The organism is Pseudomonas migulae (genome assembly GCF_043225285.1).
Lineage (GTDB): Bacteria > Pseudomonadota > Gammaproteobacteria > Pseudomonadales > Pseudomonadaceae > Aquipseudomonas > Aquipseudomonas migulae_C.
The window spans coordinates 4352055-4373883 of sequence record NZ_CP171224.1 but is presented as its reverse complement, the minus strand read 5'-3'; the positions used below and the strand labels follow the sequence as shown (position 1 = coordinate 4373883).

General features: G+C 59.4%; 22 protein-coding genes and 1 pseudogene. 11 read left to right on the top strand and 12 right to left on the bottom strand.

Going from position 1 to position 21829, the window contains the following annotated elements; translation table 11 throughout:
- Positions 1-128: 128 nt before the first annotated feature.
- Positions 129-1022: a LysR substrate-binding domain-containing protein gene (locus ACF6ZU_RS20060; RefSeq protein ID WP_392886311.1), complete on the bottom strand. Its 894-nt coding sequence runs from the start codon at positions 1020-1022 to the stop codon at positions 129-131.
- Between the two features lie 103 nt (positions 1023-1125).
- On the opposite strand from ACF6ZU_RS20060, the gene ACF6ZU_RS20055 reads away from it, so the two are divergent.
- Complete coding sequence (locus ACF6ZU_RS20055) at positions 1126-2307, top strand: MFS transporter (protein ID WP_392886310.1); 1182 nt, start codon at positions 1126-1128, stop codon at positions 2305-2307.
- On the opposite strand, the gene ACF6ZU_RS20050 is transcribed toward ACF6ZU_RS20055, so the two are convergent.
- The 4 genes from ACF6ZU_RS20050 to ACF6ZU_RS20035 all read right to left on the bottom strand — a co-directional run bounded on the left by ACF6ZU_RS20050 (position 2252) and on the right by ACF6ZU_RS20035 (position 6461).
- A complete protein-coding gene (locus tag ACF6ZU_RS20050) occupies positions 2252-3184 on the bottom strand; it encodes a DMT family transporter (protein WP_392886308.1) in 933 nt (310 codons plus the stop codon). The genes ACF6ZU_RS20055 and ACF6ZU_RS20050 overlap by 56 nt on opposite strands.
- Positions 3185-3350: 166 nt before the next feature.
- Complete coding sequence (locus ACF6ZU_RS20045; RefSeq protein WP_392886307.1) at positions 3351-4796, bottom strand: NCS1 family nucleobase:cation symporter-1; 1446 nt, start codon at positions 4794-4796, stop codon at positions 3351-3353.
- 377 nt (positions 4797-5173) lie between these two features.
- Positions 5174-5578, bottom strand: coding sequence for a DUF2177 family protein (locus ACF6ZU_RS20040; RefSeq protein ID WP_392886305.1), 405 nt, complete (start codon positions 5576-5578; stop codon positions 5174-5176).
- Between the two features lie 46 nt (positions 5579-5624).
- Complete coding sequence (locus ACF6ZU_RS20035) at positions 5625-6461, bottom strand: S1 RNA-binding domain-containing protein (RefSeq protein ID WP_392886303.1); 837 nt, start codon at positions 6459-6461, stop codon at positions 5625-5627.
- 351 nt (positions 6462-6812) lie between these two features.
- Between ACF6ZU_RS20035 and ACF6ZU_RS20030 the strand changes: the two genes are divergently transcribed.
- From ACF6ZU_RS20030 to ACF6ZU_RS20020, 3 genes are all read left to right on the top strand, one after another.
- Complete coding sequence (locus ACF6ZU_RS20030; RefSeq protein WP_028621608.1) at positions 6813-7001, top strand: hypothetical protein; 189 nt, start codon at positions 6813-6815, stop codon at positions 6999-7001.
- Positions 7002-7206: 205 nt separating this feature from the next.
- The gene (locus ACF6ZU_RS20025; RefSeq protein WP_392886301.1) at positions 7207-7923 is read left to right on the top strand and encodes a TorF family putative porin; all 717 of its coding nucleotides are present in this window, start codon (positions 7207-7209) and stop codon (positions 7921-7923) included.
- 65 nt (positions 7924-7988) lie between these two features.
- Positions 7989-8858 (top strand): DUF6279 family lipoprotein, encoded by an 870-nt coding sequence (locus ACF6ZU_RS20020; protein ID WP_392886299.1) that lies wholly within the window; start codon positions 7989-7991, stop codon positions 8856-8858.
- A 124-nt stretch (positions 8859-8982) separates the two neighbouring features.
- Here the strand turns inward: ACF6ZU_RS20020 and ACF6ZU_RS20015 are convergent, their stop codons facing one another.
- Positions 8983-9372, bottom strand: a complete 390-nt coding sequence (locus tag ACF6ZU_RS20015; protein ID WP_392886297.1) for a transcriptional regulator — start codon at positions 9370-9372, stop codon at positions 8983-8985.
- Between the two features lie 175 nt (positions 9373-9547).
- On the opposite strand from ACF6ZU_RS20015, the gene ACF6ZU_RS20010 reads away from it, so the two are divergent.
- Positions 9548-10282, top strand: a complete 735-nt coding sequence (locus ACF6ZU_RS20010) for a DUF899 domain-containing protein (protein WP_392886295.1) — start codon at positions 9548-9550, stop codon at positions 10280-10282.
- A gap of 90 nt (positions 10283-10372) precedes the next feature.
- Here ACF6ZU_RS20010 and ACF6ZU_RS20005 read toward each other — a convergent pair whose 3' ends face one another.
- Together ACF6ZU_RS20005 and ACF6ZU_RS20000 are read right to left on the bottom strand one after the other, a co-directional pair.
- Positions 10373-10792 (bottom strand): DUF2846 domain-containing protein, encoded by a 420-nt coding sequence (locus tag ACF6ZU_RS20005; protein ID WP_392886294.1) that lies wholly within the window; start codon positions 10790-10792, stop codon positions 10373-10375.
- Between the two features lie 8 nt (positions 10793-10800).
- Positions 10801-11319 carry an Sbal_3080 family lipoprotein gene (locus ACF6ZU_RS20000; RefSeq protein ID WP_392886292.1) on the bottom strand — a complete coding sequence of 173 codons (519 nt, stop codon included), beginning with the start codon at positions 11317-11319 and terminating at the stop codon, positions 10801-10803.
- Between the two features lie 92 nt (positions 11320-11411).
- Between ACF6ZU_RS20000 and ACF6ZU_RS19995 the strand changes: the two genes are divergently transcribed.
- Positions 11412-11687: a hypothetical protein gene (locus ACF6ZU_RS19995; RefSeq protein ID WP_392893851.1), complete on the top strand. Its 276-nt coding sequence runs from the start codon at positions 11412-11414 to the stop codon at positions 11685-11687.
- 156 nt (positions 11688-11843) lie between these two features.
- On the opposite strand, the gene ACF6ZU_RS19990 is transcribed toward ACF6ZU_RS19995, so the two are convergent.
- The gene (locus ACF6ZU_RS19990; protein WP_392886290.1) at positions 11844-13190 is read right to left on the bottom strand and encodes a DEAD/DEAH box helicase; all 1347 of its coding nucleotides are present in this window, start codon (positions 13188-13190) and stop codon (positions 11844-11846) included.
- A gap of 193 nt (positions 13191-13383) precedes the next feature.
- Here ACF6ZU_RS19990 and ACF6ZU_RS19985 point away from each other — a divergent pair, with 193 nt between their 5' ends.
- Positions 13384-14682, top strand: a complete 1299-nt coding sequence (locus ACF6ZU_RS19985) for a mechanosensitive ion channel family protein (RefSeq protein WP_392886288.1) — start codon at positions 13384-13386, stop codon at positions 14680-14682.
- Positions 14683-14785: 103 nt separating this feature from the next.
- Here ACF6ZU_RS19985 and ACF6ZU_RS19980 read toward each other — a convergent pair whose 3' ends face one another.
- From ACF6ZU_RS19980 to ACF6ZU_RS19970, 3 genes are all read right to left on the bottom strand, one after another.
- Entirely contained in the window at positions 14786-15652 is an 867-nt protein-coding gene (locus tag ACF6ZU_RS19980; RefSeq protein WP_392886286.1) for a carboxylate/amino acid/amine transporter, read from the bottom strand.
- Positions 15653-15985: 333 nt separating this feature from the next.
- Positions 15986-16585 carry an FMN-dependent NADH-azoreductase gene (locus ACF6ZU_RS19975; protein ID WP_392886285.1) on the bottom strand — a complete coding sequence of 200 codons (600 nt, stop codon included), beginning with the start codon at positions 16583-16585 and terminating at the stop codon, positions 15986-15988.
- Positions 16586-16816: 231 nt separating this feature from the next.
- Entirely contained in the window at positions 16817-17131 is a 315-nt protein-coding gene (locus ACF6ZU_RS19970; RefSeq protein ID WP_392886283.1) for a 3-phosphoglycerate kinase, read from the bottom strand.
- Between the two features lie 49 nt (positions 17132-17180).
- Between ACF6ZU_RS19970 and ACF6ZU_RS19965 the strand changes: the two genes are divergently transcribed.
- The 4 genes and pseudogenes from ACF6ZU_RS19965 (at position 17181) to ACF6ZU_RS19950 (ending at position 21414) form a co-directional block, all read left to right on the top strand.
- Positions 17181-18104, top strand: coding sequence for a LysR family transcriptional regulator (locus ACF6ZU_RS19965; RefSeq protein ID WP_392886281.1), 924 nt, complete (start codon positions 17181-17183; stop codon positions 18102-18104).
- A 14-nt stretch (positions 18105-18118) separates the two neighbouring features.
- Positions 18119-18924 (top strand): annotated as a pseudogene (locus ACF6ZU_RS19960) (alpha/beta fold hydrolase).
- A 3-nt stretch (positions 18925-18927) separates the two neighbouring features.
- Complete coding sequence (locus ACF6ZU_RS19955) at positions 18928-19491, top strand: peptidylprolyl isomerase (protein WP_392886279.1); 564 nt, start codon at positions 18928-18930, stop codon at positions 19489-19491.
- A 90-nt stretch (positions 19492-19581) separates the two neighbouring features.
- Entirely contained in the window at positions 19582-21414 is a 1833-nt protein-coding gene (locus ACF6ZU_RS19950; RefSeq protein ID WP_392886278.1) for an ABC transporter ATP-binding protein, read from the top strand.
- The last annotated feature ends 415 nt before the right edge of the window (positions 21415-21829 follow it).

Below are 21829 nucleotides of genomic sequence, written 5' to 3'. Positions count from 1 at the left end.
CAGGGTAGTGCCGAGCGGCTGAAATTCTGTAGCCCCTTCGCACTGATAATAGTCCGAAGTCCTACGCAATGCTCGGCAAAATCCGCAATGATCTGTTACTGAATTGATCCGAATACCTGACCATTAGTTCAGGCAATTGCCCGGTCTGCAAACGAGTCCGACGGAAAGGCCATCTGTTGCTGCTCGATCCACGCATTCAGATTGGCACCGACCATGCCTTTGCGCCACATCAGCCAAGTCGTCGCCCTGGCAAATGGCTCGGCCAACGGGTGCACCGCCACGCTTTCGCGACCCGGCAGGCTGGCGAGCATCGACTCGGACATCAGCGCCACACCCGAGCCGGCAATCACGCAGGCGAGCATCCCCGGATACGACTCGATCTCCATCGCCCGCCCCATGGCCGCGTGATCATGGGCGAACCAGGCTTCCAGGCGCATCCGGTACGAACAGCCCTGGCGGAAGGTGAACACCGAGCGCCCTTCCACATCCAGCGCGCTGCGCACCGGCGGGTGATCGGCTTCGCTGATCAACACCAGTTTTTCCTCGCACAACGGCACGCCATCGAGCCCGGCCAGTTCCAGCGGGCCGTCCACCAGCGCCGCATCGAGACGGCCGGTGAGCAGACCTTCCAGCAGTTCGCCGCTGGGGCCCGACTGCACTTGCAGGTTCACCGCCGGGTAAGTGCGGTGATAACGGGCCAGCAGCCCTGGAAGGTGGATGGCGGCGGTGCTGTACATCGTCCCCAGGACGAAATCGCCCGCCGGTTGCCCGCCCTGCACCGCCGCTTGTGCTTCATCGTGCAGGCTGAACAGCTTTGCGGTGTAGTCCAGCAAGACTTTTCCCGCCGGCGACAACTGCAAACGCTGACGCTCGCGCAAGAAGAGTTCTACGCCGAGTTGCTCTTCGAGTTGTTTAAGTCGTGTCGACAGGTTCGACGGCACCCGGTGCAAACGCTCGGCAGCGCGAGTGATCGAGCCCTCTTCCGCCACGGCCTGGAAAATCCGCAATTGGCTGAATTCCACGACATTCTCCAAATCAGAACAAGTTACTCACTATTATTCATTTTTAAAGAAAGTCAATCAGCTCTAGCCTGACGGTCATTGATCCTCTGCCGGAATTCAGACCATGTCCCCTCTGATTCGCTTACTCGCCAGTTTCATCGCGCTCATGATGGCCATGGGCATCGGCCGTTTCGCCCTCACGCCGCAATTACCGCACCTGCTCAGCGAAGGCCAGATCGACCTGACCGCCGCCGGTCTGATTGCCGCCGCCAACTACCTCGGTTACTTCGTCGGTGCGGTGGACGCGATGTTTTCCCGTCGCCCCGAACAAGTCCGGCGGCGGTTGCTGGGCGGGTTGTGGCTGTGCGTGTTGCTGACCCTGGCGTCGTTCTGGGCCAACGGGTTCTGGCCGCATCTGCTGCTGCGTTTCGGCACGGGCGTGGCCAGCGCCTGGGTGCTGGTGATGATCACCGCGCTCAGTCAGCCCCTCGCCGTGGCGGCCGGTCGGCCTCGTCTTGGCGCGCTGGTATTTGCCGGACCGGGGTTGGGGATTTTTCTGACAGGCTTGCTGGCCTTGGGCTCGAACCTGCTGGGCCAGACCTCCGCCACCTTGTGGCTGGTTTATGCCGGCGTCGGGTTGGTGATGTTGCTGGTGATTCTGCCGTTTCTGCCACAACCGGCCACGAGCGTCGCCGCTGCACCCAGCGCCACGAACGCCGGCAATCGAGGCATAGGCCGTTTAGGGGTGATCTATGCCCTGTACGGTTTGGGCTACATCATCCCGGCCACGTTCCTTTCGCAGATGGCCAGCGCGCAGTTCCATGGCCAATGGCAAGCCGACCTGTTCTGGCCATGCTTCGGCCTGGCGTCCGCCCTCGGCGTTGTTCTGGTGAGCCTGCGCCGACACAACCCGAATGCCACCCGCCACTGGTTGATGGCAACGCTGTGGCTGCAGGCGGCCGGCGTGTTCGCCTGCCTGCTGGGCAGTGGTTCCGGCCTGGCGCTGGGGGTGATTTTGTGCGGCACGCCGTTCCTGGCCTGCATGCAGCTGGTGATGCAACGCTCCCGGGAACTGGCGCCCCACGCCACTCAACGCAACGCCGGGCTGCTGACCGCGTGCTTCGCCGTGGGTCAGCTCGCCGGGCCGTTGCTGGCGGCGTCGAGCAGCCATTTCAGCGGTGGTTTGCAACCGGCGCTGATCGTCGCCGGCAGTGGCCTGCTCATCGCTGGCGGCCTGTTGCTCGGGCCGGTCAGTGCTGGCCGAGGGCTCTGCGCAAACGACGGCGCACCCACTGTTCAGCGCTGACGAACGTGATGCCGAGCAACACCAGCACAGCACCGATGACAAAGTTGAGGCTCAGCGCCTCCCCCAGCAACACCACGCCAAACGTGACGCCGAACAACGGCGTCATGAACGAAAACACCGCAAGGTTGGCCGCCAGGTAGCGCCGCAATAACCAGAACCAGGTGAGGTAGCTGAAGAACGACACCACCAGGCCCTGGAACAGCACACTGGCCACAGCCACGGCAGTCAGGCTGACATGGGTGATCTGGCCGCTGAGCATCGCGATCAACAACAGGCCGACGAAGCCGACAATCAGCTGATAGAACAAAGTCAGCGTCACCGGTGCTTCCGACAGCCGCGAAGCACGCACCACGACAGTGGTTGCGCCCCAGGATGCACCGGCCAACACGCCCAAGGCATCGCCCATCAACATGCGGCGGTCGAGGTTGTCCCACGACACGCCACCCGCAAACGCGATTGCAATCCCGACAAACGCCAGGAAAATCCCGAACCATTGCACCGCTCTCAGACGCTCACTCGGCAACAACCAGTGCACGCCCAGCGCGGTGAAGATCGGCGCGGTATAGAGGAACACCGACATGTGCGCGGCGGTGGTCAATTGCAGGCCTTCGGAAATGAAGTAGAACTCAAGACCGAACAACGCACCGGCCAGTAGTCCACCGCGCCACGTGTGGCCGACCTGGTTCCAACCGCCCTTCCAGCAGATCAGCAATCCTACAAGCAACGCAGAAATACCCGACCGCCCCGCCGCTTGCATGACCGGTGCAATGTCAGGCGCCGCCCATTTGATCATTACTTGCTGTACGCCCCAGATCAGGCACAGGCCGATCATCACTTGCAGGGCAAATTTATCGGCGCTACGCCGGGTGGCGCTCACCGGAACACCTCGACAACACAATCCATGGCAGTGACTCGACAGTAAAAAGCAAAGCCCCGGCCCGCTTGTTGAACAAACGGTGCCGGGGCGAAAAATTATGCTGTCGATTATCAACCACACGGGCAGAAATTGCCGCCCGCCAGAGACCTTTAAGTACCCGCTTGCGTCATCTGGCCGTGGCCACGGCACTCGCCGGCGATGTCTGCTCGCGCCAGGCCAGGACCGCGTAAATCACGCCGCCGAGGAAACAGCCGGTGAACCAGGCGAAGTTCGCCATCGGTTGCAGCACCGGGGTGAAGGTAATGGCGACGCCCATCAGGGTTGCGGGAACAAGCGCTTTCACCGCCGTCCAGTTGATCCCGCCGCTGTAGTAATACTGACCGCTCGGGCCGTCATTGAACAAAGCATCCACGTCGATCTGCTGCTTTTTGATCAGGTAGTAATCCACCAACAGAATCCCGAACAAAGGACCGATGAACGCCGCCAGCACATCGAGGGTGTAATGGATCACCTCGGGGTTGTTGAACAGGTTCCACGGGGTGATGAAGATCGAGGCCACCGCGGCAATCATGCCGCCGGCGCGCCAGCTGATTTTGCTCGGGGCGACGTTGGCGAAGTCGAAGGCCGGGGACACGAAATTGGCGACGATGTTGATGCCGATGGTTGCGGTGACAAACGCAAAGGCGCCGAGCAGCACAGCCACGCTGTTGTCGATGCGGGCCACGGTGGCGATCGGGTCGTGAAGCATTTCACCGAACACCGGCAAGGTGCCGGAGACGATCACCACCGTCACCAGGGAGAACGCCAGAAAATTTACCGGCAGGCCCCAGAAATTTCCGCGACGTACGTCCTTCATGCTCCGGCAGTAACGACTGAAATCGCCGAAGTTCAAGGTCGGCCCGGAAAAGTACGACACCACCAGCGCCGTGGCGACGATCACCTGGCCGAATGCTTCCCAACCGGACAGGGATTTTTCCGCGAGGGTGAAACTGATATTGCTCCAGCCAGCCTTCCAGACGATCCAACCGGCCAGCATGAACATCACGCCGTAAACCACAGGCCCGGCCCAATCGATGAAGCGTCGGATCGATTCCATGCCGGCCCAGAACACCAGCGCCTGAACAAACCACAGACTGAGGAAACCGAACCAGCCCAGGTAGGACAAACCGGCGAAATGCGGCTCGGCGTAAACGGCCATCGAAGGGAAGAAACGCAGTACCACAATGATCAGCGCACTGGACGCCAGGTAAGTCTGAATGCCGTACCAGGCCACCGCGATCAGGCCGCGAATGACCGCCGGAATATTCGCCCCGAACACCCCGAAGGCCAACCGGCAGATCACCGGATACGGCACTGCCGCTTGCTGGCTCGGCTTGGCCACCAGGTTGGCGATCACCTGCACGATGCAGATGCCGCCGAGCAACGCGATCAACACCTGCCAACTGGCCAGCCCCAACGCGAACAGACTGGCGGCAAACACATAACCGCCGACGCTGTGCACGTCGCTCATCCAGAAGGCAAAGATGTTGTACCAATTCCATTTCTGCGGCAGCGGCCCCAGGTCCTGGTTATACAGGCGGGGGCTGTAGCCGTTGGGTAATTGCTCGGTCATCGCAGGGCTCCTCGAAAATACAGGTGCGACTCCCGACGTTGATGCGGCGACCACACTGCGTACGGGAGCTGGCATGGTTTGTATACGAGTTGCTACGCAGAATGCGTGCCATAGACGTTGAATATGTGACAGATCAAGGCTTTCAGGCTATGGCTTTGGAGGTTTCAGGTAGGTATCGGCGCAGGGAGTGCCCATGAACAGGGCGCTGTTGCCTGCTAACGGTGCAAGGTTTTTCTGTATACAACCTGAATGGGTGACTGCTGCGCAGTCAATCGCGAGCAGGCTCGCTCCTACAGGTGATCAGCGGAGCCTGCGAGGTGCTCTTTCCCCTGTAGGAGCGAGCCTGCTCGCGATAGCTTTTTCCCGGACAGCGAAGATTACGGATCAACCCGCCCCCGCCTGTTCGCCACCCAGTAACCAACAGTACAAGCCACAGCCGTGGCAAAGGTGCCCCAAGCCATATCCATCAACGCCAACCGCGCCGACCACCCGTTCAACGTCGCCCAGTTGCTCAGGTCATAAGTCCCGTAGGCCACCAACCCCAGAAGCGCACCCAGGCAAGCAGCCCGCTGCCAGCTCAATGCCGGCAGCACCACGAACACCACGCAGCCGATTGTATGAAGGAGATAGAACACCGCTGCCGGGGCCAGCAGCGGTTGGTCGAGCATCAACGATCCCAGCAGCGCCCGATAGGTCGGGGCCATCAGCACGCCAAGCCAGAGGCCGTCGAGCACAAGAAACGCCAGCAAGGTGCCAACGTAGGCCAACAGCACTTTTTTCATAGCAGTCCAACCCCATGTGATCGACCTACATGGGGCCGGCGCGAGGTCAGCTTAGTTCAATGCGATCGGCATGAATGACGATCTGGCCGTTCTTGTACAACGCGCCGATGGCCTTCTTGAAGTTGCCTTTGCTAACGCCAAACAGGCTGGTGATCACGGCCGGATCACTCTTGTCGCTCACCGGCAGAGTGCCGTTGTTTTCACGCAACTTGGCGAGGATCTTCGAGTTGAGGCTGGTGGCGGCTTCTTCGCCCACCGGTTGCAGGCTCAGGCTGATCTTGCCGTCGGTCCGCACTTCCTTGATGAAGCCTTTCTCTTCCTTGCCGGCGCGCATGAACTTGAAGATTTCGTTCTTGTGGATCAAGCCCCAGTGCTTGTTGTTGATGATTGCCTTGAAGCCCATGTCGGTGGCTTCGGCGACCAGCAAATCAACTTCCTGGCCGGGGGTGTAGTTCGCCGGGGTCTTGTCCAGGTAACGGTCCAGACGCGCCGTCGCGGTGATGCGGCGGGTGTGCTTGTCGAGGTAGACATGAACCACGACGTACTCGCCCGCCGTCATCTGGCGCTTTTCTTCGGAGAACGGCAGCAACAGATCCTTCGGCAGGCCCCAATCCAGGAAAACCCCGATGCTGTTGACTTCAACGACTTTCAAACTGGCGAATTCACCGACTTGAACTTTCGGCTTTTCAGTAGTTGCGATGAGTTTGTCATCGCTGTCCAGATAAACAAAAACGTTGAGCCAGTCTTCATCTTCGCTGGGAATATCTTTGGGGATATAACGATTAGGCAGAAGAATTTCGCCGTCCGCACCACCGTCCAGATATAAACCGAAGTTAGTGTGTTTAACCACTTGCAAACTGTTGTAACGCCCGACTAAAGCCATTTCCAATACCCTCATTGCGTGGGCGGCATTCTACCCGTTTTTGCGGGCCACGTTCGGTGCCCGGCCCGGCGACCGAAGAAAATCCTCTGAAGCCCTTAATTTTTCAGGGATTTGTCGCACAGGCCTGGCCGCTCGTCAGGCCAGCCTGCCGAATCCTGGCCCTTCGAACCCGGCAAAAAGCCAAATATCAGCGCCAATGTTCTTATTTAAAACAGCAGCTTAGGGACTTATCTCGAATAATAACTTGCGATAAATAGCGCTTTTGTGATCTGTATTTCAGGGGGATATTTGCCAAGCAATTGTCAAGTATTTCCTGTACGATGCGTGGCCAAGTTAATTTTCTACAGGTTAATGGCCGCCATGCGCGTAAAAGCATCCACCAGCAAAGCAAAGCCAGCTCCAGCCGTTGAAACCAGCGAGTCGATCAACAACCAGATCGCAGCGTTCCTCAAGTCCGGCGGCGAGATCCAGCAAATTGCCAAAGGCGTCAGCGGCCAGACGTTCGGCCCGTCCAAGCAGATTACCTTGGGCAAAAAGTAATACCCGCATCACCTGGTCCCTAGGCGCTTTGAGCTTCGAAGCGCTTGGACTGGAACCCTCCCGCTACACCCCACCTCAAAATCCAATATTCCAAAAATCGACGAACGGCCCTCGATGCCGAGCATTCGCCGGTATGCTTGCACACGTCTAGATCAAGCGTTTCAGCAGTTTTTTCGTTTCTGCTCCCGCTGTCATGGAGTGACGCATGCTCAAACCCTTTGTTTTCTTGCTCGTCGGCCTGCTGCTGTGCCCGGCTGCCAACGCGCAAATCTTCCAGCGTGAACTGGGGGATTTCGACCTCAAACTCGGCACCGCGCCCAGCAGAAGCATGGCCCAGGGGCTGGTCAAACCTTCGACCACTGGCTCCTTCCACGGCGGGCTCGATCTCAGCCACGACAGCGGCTTCTATTTTGGCCAATGGTCACCGAGCATGGGGCTAAGCCCGGGGAACAACCTTGAAGTCGATTCCTACGCGGGTTTTAAACAGCCCTTCGATCAAACCCTCGGCTACGAAGTCGGGATGATCCACTACAGCTACCCGAAGGTGGACACCCTCGACACCCAGGAATTCTTCGGCGGCCTGACCTTGCTGGGCAGCCGTTTCGGCGCCGCGTTCAGTAACGACCCGGACAAACGGAACAGCACCGTGTTCGCCGACCTGCGGGGCAATCAGCCGTTCGGCATCGGGATCAGCATGAAATACACCACTCATCAGCTCAACACCCCGGTGTCGGTGGACGGTGGCTACGTAGGCAATTTCACTGACTGGTCGCTGACATTTTCCCGGCCATTCATGGGCATCGACCTGGACCTGATCTACAGCGACTCGAGCCTCAGTGGCAGCGACTGCTCCGCCTATTCCGGGCACAACAGTCAGTGCGACGGCCTGGTCACCCTCAAGGCCGAACGCGCCTTCTATTGATCGGCTGAACTGGCGGGCTCATCCTGCGTTCACATGAGAACCTACGCTTTCGCAAGGACTCGCCCATGTCGCGCTGGTTGAAGTGTCTCGCCGTCGTCCTCACCCTCAGTCTTGCCCTCGGTGCCTGCAGCCGCATGGGACTGGCCTATCGCAACCTCGACGTGATCATCCCGTGGACGCTCAGCGATTACCTGGACATGAATGGCGAGCAGAAAGGCTGGTTCAACGAGCGCCTCAGGGAACACCTGAGCTGGCACTGCACCACGCAACTGCCGGGTTACCTCGACTGGCTGGACCGCTTGCAAGTGATGGTCGAGACCAACCAGGTCACCGACGCCGCCCTGCAGGCCCGTACCCAGGAAGCCAAACAGGCAATCGCCCAGACTGCGCGGGAAATCACCCCGTCGGCTATCGAGTTGTTGCAGGGGCTGGACGACAAACAAGTCGCGGAGATGAATGACGCCTTTGCCAAGGACCAGCGCAAACGCCAGCAGGATTACGTGAAGCCGTCCCTCGACCAGCAGATCAAGGAGCGCGCCGAGCGCATGGATAAACGCCTGAATGACTGGCTCGGTCCACTCAGCCCGACCCAGCAACAACGCGTTGTCAGCTGGTCCAACGCCTTGGGCGATCAGAACACCCAATGGATCGCCAACCGGGCTCATTGGCAGAAGCAATTCAGTGCGGCGGTCGCGCAACGACAGAGCCCGGAATTCCCACAGAGGATCGAGACGCTTCTGGTGAATCGCGAGAGTTTATGGACAGCCGATTACCGCAAGGCCTACGCCAACACCGAGGCGCAGGCGCGCAGCCTGTTTGTCGATTTGATGGCGGAAAGCACGCCGACTCAGCGTGAGCGGTTGTTGAAGAAAATCGAAGGGGTGCGCAAGGACTTCAACGACTTGAAGTGCCTAAAAGCAGCGAAACACGAGTAGTGACTCCACCACTCCTCACTGTAGGAGCCGGCTTGCCGGCGATGGCGGCCTGACATCCGACATCAATGTTGGCTGTCAGGCCGCCATCGCTGGCAAGCCAGCTCCTACAAGGGTTCTGTGCCGATCAGGCAATCTGTGCTTTGGACGCCACTTCATCGAACGTCACTTCATCCAGCGCATCGTGCTGCTCATCCAGCACCTGCCGCGGATGATCATTACCGGGAATGCTGCTGTCGATCAGGCTCAACAAACTGGAACCACGCAGGGTCAGCCGATAATTCGAACCGGTCCCACCCTGCTCTTCAGGCAGAGGCTCTATATAACCCCGCGCCAACAGTAACTTTTCGTACTCGCCAGCTACCGCTTTCAGATGGTCCAGGTTCTCGGTCTGCTCACCTTCCGTGGCCTTCTGCGCCGCATATTGCTCGGCATAGGCCCGCGGCGTGAAGCTGGGTTCTTCTTTCTGCACTTCGTGCAGCAAACGTTCGATCAAATCCCAGTTATAAGTCGTCATCCTGTTCAACCTCCAAAGCCGTAAGTGAGATGGCCTTCAATGGTTGTGACCGACAGCGCTCGCAGCCGTTCAGCGCAGGTTTTGAACGGCGCTGACCGGCGGTATGTCGAATTCGCTACAGGTCAATCGACAAATTGTGTCAGTCACCTCCCAGCGTTGCGCAGGAGAACACCCGATGAACATTCAGAACCATCCGGTTGTGTCGCGAGAAGAATGGCTCGCTGCCCGCAAACAACACCTGGCCCACGAAAAAGCCTTCACCCGCGAACGCGACAAACTCAGCACCGAACGTCGCGCCCTGCCCTGGGTGAAAATCGAAAAGGACTACCACTTCCAGGGCCCCCACGGTGAGTTGAAACTGGCCGACCTGTTCGGCGGCCGCAGTCAGCTGGTGATCTACCACTTCATGTTCGCCGACGGCTGGGATGAAGGCTGCCCCGGTTGCTCGTTCCTCGCTGACCATATCGACGGCGCGAACCAGCATCTGGCTCACCATGACGTCGCCTTGGTAGCGGTTTCCCACGCCCCCTTCGCCGAATTCCAGGCATTCAAACGGCGCATGGGCTGGAAATTCGACTGGGTGTCGTCAGAAGGCTGCGATTTCAACTACGACTTTGGCGTCACGGCCCGGGCAGAAGACGTCGCCGCCGGCAAGGCGACGTACAACTACGAAAAGTCCGACGGCGCCGAAGAAGAACTCCCAGGCCTCAGCGTGTTTTATCGCAACGAGGCCGGCGAGATTTTTCACACCTACTCCACTTATGCCCGTGGCCTGGACATGCTGGTTGGCACCTACAACTATCTCGACCTCATGCCCAAGGGCCGTAATGAAGAGCAGATCATGGAATGGATCAGGCATCACGATCGATATGAAGACAAGGCAACTTCGAGTTGCTGCCACGGGGGATAAAGGCTTCGCCACTCATATCACTGCACCAAAATGAAAACGGGCGACCCCAAAGGTCGCCCGTTTCTTATGTTGTGCTTTACACCGGCACCACTATTTCACCGGAATATACGAATACCGCTTCACCATGGCCTTGCCGTCCTTCGCACTTTTCACCCGAACCATTTCGACCATGTTCTCCTGGGTGTACTCAACGAAATAATCTTGCCCTTCTTCCACCGGCAGGGTCAGGCGAACGTTTCGGGGGTCGGGACGCACACCGGCGGAAACCTTGTGCAAACCTGGCGTCACCAACACCCAGGAATAGGTCTGGTCATTCAGCCCGACCACCGCACTGTCATTGATGCTGAACACGCTGTCATAAAAGCTGCCTTGAATGACCTGGGTCCGCATCATATAAACCCGCGCCTTGCCCTGCGGTGGCGCCGGCGGCTCGAAGTAGGGCTGGCTGGAGCTGGTGTGACCGCACCCGCTCAACAACAGCATGAGCAACAGCACCGGAATACTTTTCATCGCTTTGCTCATTTGTTTTGCCCCAGCAATTGACCGATCACCGGTGCCATTTTTTCCTCTACCGACGCGATTTTTGAAGGATCAAATCCACCCTCGCCCGTCAGATGGTATTGGCCGAAACCGATCTGTTGATCTCCCTTGTAAAGCCGGACACTGGCATCGGACAAATACGCGGAAAAGTCCCACGAGCGAATGGCGGTATAGGTCAGACGATACTCACAGCTGCTCGGGACGGGCGCGGCATAAAGCCGGCTCTCGATGTTGTGCTTGCGCAGAAGCGTCTGCAGGCCATCGACGAAATCACCCACCACCACTTTCGGGTTTTCTTCGATGCAGAGTTGGGTGATTTTGTATTGCGGGGCGACGGGGTCGACCTTGATGTTTGTACAACCGGAAACTGTGAGCAAAAGGCCAGCGAGGGCGACTCTGGGAAGCATGTTCAATCCCTGAAAAATTGATATCAAAATAATGGCGCCATAGTAATTTGACGCCGTTTCTCGGTCAATTGAACGATCCGTAAACAGCACCTCGCATGTGCGAACAATCCGCTGCGCTGAACTTTCCCGCGATCACACCCCTCAACCGGATATCCCGCCTTACCGGAACCGAGGCCCACTCCATGAAAAACCTGCTGAAACTTACCCTCGTCGCCACCCTCGCGTGCGCCCTCCCCGCCTGGGCTTGCACGCCTGATGAAGCCAACGTCAAACGCGAACAACTGGCCAAGGAAGTGGCCAAGCTCACCGAACAGAATCCGAAGAAGGCCAAGGAGATCAACGATGAGTTGCAGAAGATGGATCTGGGCACGGCCAGCGCGGATCTGCCGGACAAGTGCCAGTTGATTGATCAGCGTATGAAGGAATTGGAAACGGCGGACAAAAAAGCCGAGAGCTGATTTGTAGGAGCCAGCTCGCTGGCGATTTGGTTATCCAGATGCACCGTGTTGCCAGGATCGCCGGCAAGCCGGCTCCTACAAGGGATCGCGTCGCAATTCACGGGCGAAAAAAAACCGGACATTTGTCCGGTTTTTTTATGGGGTCGCTACGGCGCTTTATTCAGCGGCCGGCGCTTCCGGCTTGCGGCGCTTGAGCGGGGCCATGCCGTCCTTGCTGACCAGCGACAGGGCGTCGGTCTTTGGTCGGTTGGCGATCTTGCGCTTGGTCGGTGCCTTGGCGCCGGTTTTCTTCTTGTCGCCCTTGGCGTCGACCTTTTTCTTCTTCACGCCAACGGCTTTGCCCGAGGCCTTGACCTTTTTCGGTCCGCCGTAGGTGCCTTTGACTTCCTTGATGGTGCGGCGCTCGAAGCTCTGCTTGAGGTAGCGCTCGATGCTCGACATCAGGTTCCAGTCGCCGTGGCAGATCAGCGAGATGGCCAGGCCATCGTTGCCGGCGCGGCCGGTACGACCGATACGGTGAACGTATTCGTCGCCGCTGCGCGGCATGTCGAAGTTGATCACCAGGTCCAGGCCATCCACGTCGAGGCCGCGAGCGGCAACGTCGGTGGCGACGAGGATTTTCACGCCGCCCTGCTTCAGGCGATCGATGGCCAGTTTGCGGTCTTTCTGGTCCTTGTCACCGTGCAGGACGAACGCTTTGTATTCCTGCGCGACCAGACGGCCGTAGATACGGTCAGCCATGGCACGGGTGTTGGTGAACACGATGGCCTTCTGATAGGTCTCGTTGGCCAGCAGCCAGTTCACGATCTGTTCTTTGTGCTGGTTGTGGTCAGCGGTAATGATCTGCTGACGGGTGGTCGCATTCAGATCGCTGACGTTGTTCAGCTGCAAGTGCTCAGGGTTGTTCAGCACCTTGGCAACCATTTCGCGCAGGCCCGAACCACCGGTGGTGGCCGAGAACAGCATGGTCTGCTGACGGTTGGAGCACTCTTCCACCAGACGCTGCACGTCTTCGGCAAAGCCCATATCGAGCATGCGGTCGGCTTCGTCGAGGACCAGCACTTCAACTTCTTTCAAGTCGAGGTTGCCGGCGTTCAGTTGCTCGATCATCCGCCCCGGCGTACCGATCAGGATGTCCGGCACCTTGCGCAGCATGGCGGCCTGGACCTTGAAGTCTTCACCGCCGGTGATCAGGCCGGACTTGATGAAGGTGAATTGAGCGAAGCGCTCGACTTCCTTGATGGTCTGCTGGGCCAGCTCGCGGGTCGGCAGCAGGATCAGGGTCTTGATGCTGACGCGGATTTTCGCCGGGCCGATCAGACGGTTGAGGATTGGCAAAACGAAAGCGGCGGTTTTGCCGCTGCCGGTTTGCGCTGTCACCCGCAGGTCACGCCCTTGGAGCGCCAGCGGAATAGCCGCTGCTTGCACAGGCGTTGGCTCGACAAATTTAAGCTCGGCCACGGCTTTGAGCAGGCGTTCGTTCAGGGCGAATTGGGAAAACACGGGTGCTACCTCGAAGAAATACAAAAAAACAGCTGCATAGGGTAACGGTTTCGAGCGCCGAGGCCGAGTTTCTTTATGCAAACGAGTGCAAACAGTGGCTTTTTTGTTGCGTCATTTGTCCTCAAACGTCATCCAAAGCGGCTTAAATGCTCTAATCGCCCCGACGCGTCCTACAGAAGAAACGATTTTACCCATGGATATCAAACAGCTCTGGCTCAACGTCCAAGACCTTTGGGGTGCGCTCGACCAGCACCCGCTCCTGCATTCCAGCCTCGGGCTGCTGTTGTTGCTGATGGTGGCGCTGGCCCTCGGACGAGTGGCGCGCTATCTGATCCTGCACGCGACCAAAATGCTCGGTCGCCAACCGTCCCTGCACTGGATCAATGACTTTCGCCAGAACAAGGTATTTCATCGCCTGGCCCAGATGACGCCGTCGCTGGTGATCCAGTTCGGCCTGCACCTGGTGCCGGAGCTGAGCAAAACCAGCCTGATCTTCCTCGGCAACGTCGCGCTGGCGTTCACCATTCTGTTCCTGGTGCTGGCCATCAGCGCCCTGCTCAACGCGTTGCTGGACATCTACGCCCGCACCGAACACGCCCGCACCCGTTCGATCAAAGGCTACGTGCAACTGGCGAAAATGGTTTTGTACGTGTTCGGCGCGATTATCATCGTCGCCACGCTGATCGACCGTTCACCGCTGTTGCTGCTATCCGGCCTGGGCGCCATGTCGGCGGTGATTCTGTTGGTCTACAAGGACACTTTGCTGTCGTTCGTCGCCAGCGTGCAGCTGACCAGCAACGACATGCTGCGGGTCGGAGACTGGATCGAGATGCCGCAAGTCGGCGCCGATGGCGACGTGGTGGACATCACGTTGCACACGGTCAAAGTGCAGAATTTCGATAAGACCATCGTTTCGATTCCGACCTGGCGCCTGATGTCCGAGTCGTTCAAGAATTGGCGCGGCATGCAGCAATCCGGCGGGCGCCGGATCAAGCGCAGCCTGTTCATCGATGCCAGCGGCGTGCGATTCATCCGCGATGACGAAGAGCAGAAGCTGTCCCAGGTGCACCTGCTGACCGACTACATCAGCCGCAAACAGGCTGAACTCAAGGCCTGGAACGAGGCGCAGGGCAACGTGGCGGCGATGTCGGCCAACCGGCGGCGGATGACCAACATCGGCACCTTCCGCGCCTATGCCCTGGCGTATTTGAAGAGCCATCCGGAGATCCAGCCGAACATGACCTGCATGGTCCGGCAGATGCAGACCACGGCGCAGGGTATTCCACTGGAAATCTACTGCTTCACCCGCACCACGGCGTGGGCGGATTACGAGCGGATTCAGGGGGATATTTTCGATTACCTGCTGGCGGTGTTGCCGGAGTTTGGCTTGAGCCTCTATCAGCAGCCGAGCGGCGGGGATCTGCGGGCCGGGTTGCTGCCGGCGGTGTTGGGCGCGAGCCACATTCCCGAGCAGGAAAAACACCTCATGTAACCCCGCAATACCTGTGGGAGCGAGCCTGCTCGCGAGGGTGTGTCAGTCGACTTAAATGTTGCCTGTCACACCGCTATCGCGAGCAGGCTCGCTCCCACAAGGTTCAGTGTGCGACGGCCGGTCGGCGTATGCCCAAGCGGCTGATCCACACCGCCATCAAGATCACCGAACCGCCAAGAAACAACCGCCCCAGCTCTTCATGCTGATTCCAGATCAGCAAATTGATCAACAACCCCACCGGCACATGCAGGTTGTTCATCACCGCCAGCGTCCCGCCATTCACCAGGCACGCGCCCTTGTTCCACCAGTACAGGCCCAATGCGGTCGAGACTAGGCCTAGGAACAGCAAAACGCCCCATTGCAGCGGCGCTTCAGGCAGGAAGTTCTGTTTACCGAACAGCAGGAACGCCGGCAGTGCCACCGCCAGTGCGCCCAGGTAGAAGTAACCGAAGCGCCGATAATGTGGCAGGTCGCTTGGGTGGCGCGCCACCAGGTGTTTATAAAGCACCTGCCCGGCGGCATAGGTGAAGTTGGCCAGTTGCAGCAACAGGAAGCCCATGAAGAAATCCGGGTTGATCCGGTCATAGCGGATCACTGCCGCACCGAGTACCGCCACCAACGCGGCGATCAAGGCCCATGGATTGAACCGGCGGTTCAGCGCGTCTTCGATCAACGTCACGTGCAACGGCGTGAGGATGGTGAACAGCAACACTTCCGGCACCGTCAGCACGCGGAAGCTCAGGTACAGGCAGACGTAAGTCACGCCGAACTGCAATGCACCGATCAGCAGCATGCCGCGCATGAACGCCGGCTCCACCGAACGCCAGCGGGTCAACGGAATGAACACCAGCCCCGCCAGCACCACGCGCACCAGCACCGCGAAGTAACTGTCGACATGCCCGGCCAGGTATTCGCCGATCAGACTGAAGGAAAACGCCTGGATCAGCGTGACAAAAAGTAGATAGCCCATGCTCGCCTCATTTTCGAATGGCGGCGACGATAGCTGTTTTTGCCCTCGATCGCGAGAACACGGAACCCTGTAGGAGCCGGCTTGCTGGCGATGGCGGTGGGTCAGCCAATCTATTTATTGACTGAACGGACGCTATCGCCAGCAAGCCGGCTCCTACAGAGGGATGCGTGTTCATTAAATCGCGGGCAAAAAAAAGCCCGATCTCGCCAATGCGTTCAATCGGGCTACGGCACTCAGGAGCAACAAGTGCAAAGGGAGGTTCGATGCGCGTAAAGCTTGAAGGGGTTGCGCCAGGTCACTTGAACATCAAGGGATTATCTGGCGATTAAAGCCTCAGGCCACTTGGGAAAGCTTGGCGTTGGCCTGGTTCAGGCCCTTCTCCTGGAAGTCACCGCCCAGGTTCATGCCTTCGGCGTGAATGAAGGTCACGTCGTGGATGCCGATGAAGCCCATGACCTGACGCAGGTACGGTTCCTGATGATCCGCCGGGCCACCGGCGTAGATCCCGCCGCGAGCCGTCAGCACGTAGGCGCGCTTGCCGCTCAGCAGGCCTTGCGGGCCGGTGTCGGTGTACTTGAAGGTCACGCCGGCACGCAGCACGTGGTCGAGCCAGGCTTTCAGGGTGCTGGGAATCGCGAAGTTGTACATCGGCGCGGCCATGACCAGCACGTCGGCGGCCAGCAGCTCATCGGTCAACTGATTGGAGCGTTCCAGGGAAGCCTGTTCGATGTCGTTGCGCTGCTCGGCGGGTTTCATCCAGCCGCCCAGCAGGTTGATGTCCAGGTGTGGCACCGGGTTGACCGCCACGTCACGTACGGTGATCTGGTCGTTGGGGTGCGCGGCTTTCCACTGGTTGATGAAGGTCTGGGTCAGTTGACGGGATACCGAGTCTTGCTGGCGGGCGCTGCTTTCGATGATCAGAACGCGGGACATGGGATGTAGCCTCCATCTGAGAATGCTGTAAGTCGATGGAGTGAAGGTTAAACAGAGTCATATCGATGAAAAAGCGCAAATAACTGCTATAACCCATCAATAAATTCGTTTATAAGCTGAGCATGCCCTTCTGTAGGAGCGAGCCTGCTCGCGATAGCGGTGGGTCAGGCACTTTCTCATTCGCCTGATGCGCTGCTATCGGGAGCAGGCTCGCTCCTACAAGGTTTGGCGTTATTTCGGGGTGCAGCTCAGGTTGATGCGCATCTTGATGATGGAACGGTTGAACTTGGCGGTGGCGGTTTTGTGCTTGCCGGCGGCGACTTCGATGTTGCGCGTGCGCGGCGCTTCCGGCCCGTTGTTGAACACCACCTTGCAGCTCGCGTCGGTGCTGCCGTAGTTGTTGACCTGAATGGAGGCGATGTCGGTATCCGTGTCGAAGGCGTTGTAGTCGATGCTCAAGCCGTTCAGCTGCTTCTGGACGTCGATCGGGTAGGCAAACGCGGTCAACGGCAACATCGCCAGCACCAAAACACAGAATTTTTTCATTCGGCAGTCTCCAATAGGGACCGCCAGCTTAGGACAAGAGGAGCTCAACATGAAAGCGCCCCGCGTGACCCTTGATCAATGGCGAACATTGCAGGCCGTGGTCGACCACGGCGGTTTCGCCCAGGCCGCCGAAGCGCTGCACCGCTCGCAATCGTCAGTCAGCTACACCGTCGCTCGCATGCAGGATCAGCTCGGCGTGCCGCTGCTGCGCATCGACGGCCGCAAAGCGGTGCTGACCGAAGCCGGTGGCGTACTGTTGCGCCGATCGCGGCAACTGGTGAAACAGGCCAGCCAGCTGGAAGATCTCGCCCATCACATGGAGCAAGGCTGGGAAGCGGAAGTGCGGCTGGTGGTCGACGCCGCGTACCCGAGCGCCCGCCTCGTCCGCGCCTTGACCGCGTTCATGCCGCAAAGCCGTGGCTGCCGGGTGCGTTTGCGCGAAGAAGTATTGTCGGGCGTGGAGGAAGTCCTGCTAGAAGGCGTGGCCGACCTGGCGATCACCGGGTTCAGCATTCCGGGCTATCTGGGTGCGGAATTGAGCGACGTCGAATTCGTCGCCGTCGCCCACCCCGAACATGCCCTGCATCGCTTGAACCGCGCGCTGAATTTCCAGGACCTGGAAACCCATATGCAAGTGGTGATCCGCGACTCCGGCCGCCAACAGCCACGGGATGTCGGCTGGCTCGGCGCCGAGCAGCGCTGGACCGTCGGCAGCCTGGCCACCGCCGCGACGTTTGTCAGCAGCGGCCTGGGTTTCGCCTGGTTGCCCCGGCACATGATCGAGCGCGAACTCAGGGAAGGAACGCTCAAGCTGCTACCGTTGGATCAGGGCGGCAGCCGTAACCCCAGCTTCTACCTGTACTCGAACAAGGACAAACCGCTGGGCCCGGCCACGCAAATCCTCATCGAACTGCTGCGCACGTTCGACACCGCGCCGCTGGATGCGCCTTTCGCCGCCCCTGAACAAGCCTGACACGGAGTGAACCCATGGCTTATTTCGAACACGAAGGTTGCAACCTGCACTACGAGGAATATGGCCACGGCGAGCCACTGCTGCTGGTGCACGGCCTGGGTTCCAGCACCCTGGACTGGGAAAAACAGATCCCGGTGCTGTCCGCCCGCTATCGGGTGATCGTGCCGGATGTGCGCGGTCACGGTCGTTCCGACAAGCCCCGCGAGCGCTACAGCATCGCCGGGTTCAGCGCTGATCTGGTCGCCCTGATCGAACATTTGCACCTCGGCCCGACACATTATGTGGGACTTTCCATGGGTGGCATGATCGGCTTTCAACTGGCGGTGGATCAGCCGCAACTGCTCAAAAGCCTGTGCATCGTCAACAGCGCGCCCGAGGTCAAACTGCGCAGCCGCGACGACTATTGGCAGTGGTTCAAGCGCTGGAGCCTGATGCGCGCACTCAGCCTGGGCACCATCGGCAAGGCCCTTGGAGGCAAACTGTTTCCCAAGCCGGAGCAGGCCGAATTGCGTCAAAAGATGGCCGAGCGCTGGGCAAAAAACGACAAACATGCTTATCTCGCCAGCTTCGACGCTATCGTTGGCTGGGGTGTTCAGGAACGACTTTCCAAAGTGTCCTGTCCAACCCTCATCGTCAGCGCCGACCGTGACTACACACCGGTGTCGCTGAAAGAGACTTACGTAAAACTGCTGCCTGATGCGCGGCTGGTGGTGATCGCCGATTCGCGCCACGCCACCCCGCTGGATCAACCCGAACGCTTCAACCAAACCCTGCTCGAGTTTCTCACCGCAGTCGACACCACCACACTCAGGATCACTGACCCATGCTGAAAAAAATCGCCCTCGTCGCTGGCTCCGTTCTGTTTGCCGCCAACCTGATGGCTGCCACGCCCACCAAGGCGCCGCACGTTCTGCTGGAGACCACCAACGGCCAGATCGAAATCGAACTGGACCCGGTCAAGGCGCCGATCAGTACCAAGAACTTCCTTGAGTACGTCGACAGCGGCTTTTACAACAACACGATTTTCCACCGTGTGATCCCGGGCTTCATGGCCCAGGGCGGCGGTTTCACCGCGCAGATGGCGCAAAAAGACACCAAGGCACCGATCAAGAACGAAGCCAGCAACGGCCTGCACAACGTGCGTGGCACGCTGTCGATGGCGCGTACGTCGAACCCGGATTCGGCTACCAGCCAGTTCTTCATCAACGTGGCCGACAACGCCTTCCTCGATCCGGGCCGTGATGCCGGTTACGCGGTATTCGCCAAAGTGGTCAAGGGCATGGACGTGGTGGACATCATCGTCAACTCGCAAACCACTACCAAAAGCGGCATGCAGAATGTGCCCATCGACCCGGTGCTGATCAAGTCGGCCAAGCGTATCGACTGAGATCCACGAGCACAGGGATGTTGAGCGGCCGCCGGCCTTCGGCGCCGCTCATAGCGTTTAAAGGAGAGCCCGCACGCGGGCGGAGAACTGATGCTTTATCGCCGTTTTGAACAACTGATCGACGTATTCCGTGACGCCCCGACGGCGGCCCCGCCCGACCGTGTTTTCCCTTTCTATACCTATTACCTGAAGCAGGTCTGGCCGAGTTTCGCCGCCCTGCTGACCGTCGGCCTGTTCGGCGCACTGATCGAAGTGGCGCTGTTCAGCTACCTGAGCCGCATCATCGACCTGGCCCAGGGCACGCCGAACGTCAATTTCTTCCAGGAACATGGCCTCGAACTGGCCTGGATGGCCGTCGTGGCGCTGGTCCTGCGCCCGGTGTTCGTGGGCCTGCATGACCTGCTGGTGCACCAGACCCTGAGCCCGAGCATGACCAGCATGATCCGCTGGCAAAACCACAGTTACGTGCTCAAGCAAAGCCTGAATTTCTTCCAGAACGACTTCGCCGGACGCATCGCCCAACGCATCATGCAGACCGGCAACTCGTTGCGCGATTCCGCCGTGCAGGCCGTGGACGCGCTGTGGCACGTGCTGATCTACGCGATCAGTGCGCTGGTGCTGTTCGCCGAGGCCGACTGGCGCCTGATGATCCCGCTGCTGGCCTGGATCGCAGCCTACATCGGCGCGCTCTACTACTTCGTGCCACGGGTGAAGGAACGCTCCGTGGTGTCTTCGGACGCGCGCTCCAAACTCATGGGCCGGATCGTCGACGGCTACACCAACATCACCACGCTGAAGCTGTTTGCCCACACCAACTTCGAACAGCAATACGCCAAGGAAGCGATCGAAGAGCAGACCGTGAAAGCCCAGCTGGCCGGCCGTGTGGTCACCAGCATGGACGTGGTCATCACCAGCATGAACGGCTTGCTGATCGTCACCACCACCGGCCTGGCGCTGTGGTTGTGGACGCAGTCGCTGATCACCGTCGGCGCCATTGCCCTGGCCACCGGCCTGGTGATTCGCATCGTCAACATGTCCGGCTGGATCATGTGGGTGGTCACGGGCATCTTCGAAAACATCGGCATGGTTCAGGACGGCCTGCAGACCATCGCGCAACCGGTCAGCGTCACCGACCGCGAGGAAGCCAGGCCGCTGGCCGTTGGCCGTGGCGAGGTGCGCTTCGAGCACGTGGATTTCCACTACGGCAAGAAGAGCGGGATCATCGGCGACCTCAACCTGACGATCAAACCCGGGGAAAAAATCGGCTTGATCGGCCCGTCCGGCGCTGGCAAATCAACCTTGGTCAACCTGTTGCTGCGTCTGTATGACGTGCAGGGCGGCAGCATCCTGGTCGATGGTCAGAACATTGCCGAGGTCGGCCAGGAAAGCCTGCGGGCGCGCATCGGCATGATCACCCAGGACACGTCGCTGCTGCATCGTTCGATCCGTGACAATTTGCTCTATGGCAATCCCGATGCCACCGATGCCGAACTCTGGGAAGCGGTGCACAAGGCGCGGGCTGATGAGTTCATTCCGTTGTTGTCGGACGCTGAAGGCCGCACGGGTTTCGATGCTCATGTCGGTGAACGCGGGGTGAAACTCTCCGGCGGCCAGCGTCAGCGGATCGCCATCGCCCGGGTGCTGCTCAAGGATGCGCCGATCCTGATCATGGACGAGGCCACCTCGGCGCTGGATTCGGAGGTCGAAGCGGCGATTCAGGAAAGCCTTGAAACGCTGATGCAGGGCAAGACCGTGATTGCCATTGCTCACCGGCTTTCGACCATTGCGCGGATGGATCGGTTGGTGGTTCTGGAGAAAGGCAAGATTGCGGAAACTGGGACTCATGCTGAGTTGCTGGCGCAAGGTGGGTTGTATGCGCGGTTGTGGCAGCATCAGACTGGGGGGTTTGTTGGGATTGATTGATTGATTGATTGATTGGGGGGCATATCCGTTGCCGCGGTAACGGCCGTTATTGGTTTCGCCCTTACGGCGAGTCACTTGCAAAAGCGGCAAGTAACCAAGCGCTTTTGCCCCTTTCGTTCGGTGCCTCGCTCCGGTCCTGCTCCGTGGGCCCGCCGCCATCGGCCATCCATGGCCGGGGGCGGCTAACCCGGCATCCCTGCCGGGTTGCCCACTGCGCAGAACCTCCACTCGGCCTCTCGAGGGGGCGACCACCGCCACAGCCGCCGAGGCGGCCTGGTAGCCGACCTGGCTCTCCGCTTGACCGCATTTCCCTGTGGGAGCGAGACCGGCTTGCCGGCGATGGACGTCAACGATGACGCGGGTTGTCTGATCGCACGCGGTGTCCGGGCATTTTTCGCGAGCAGGCTCGCTCCTA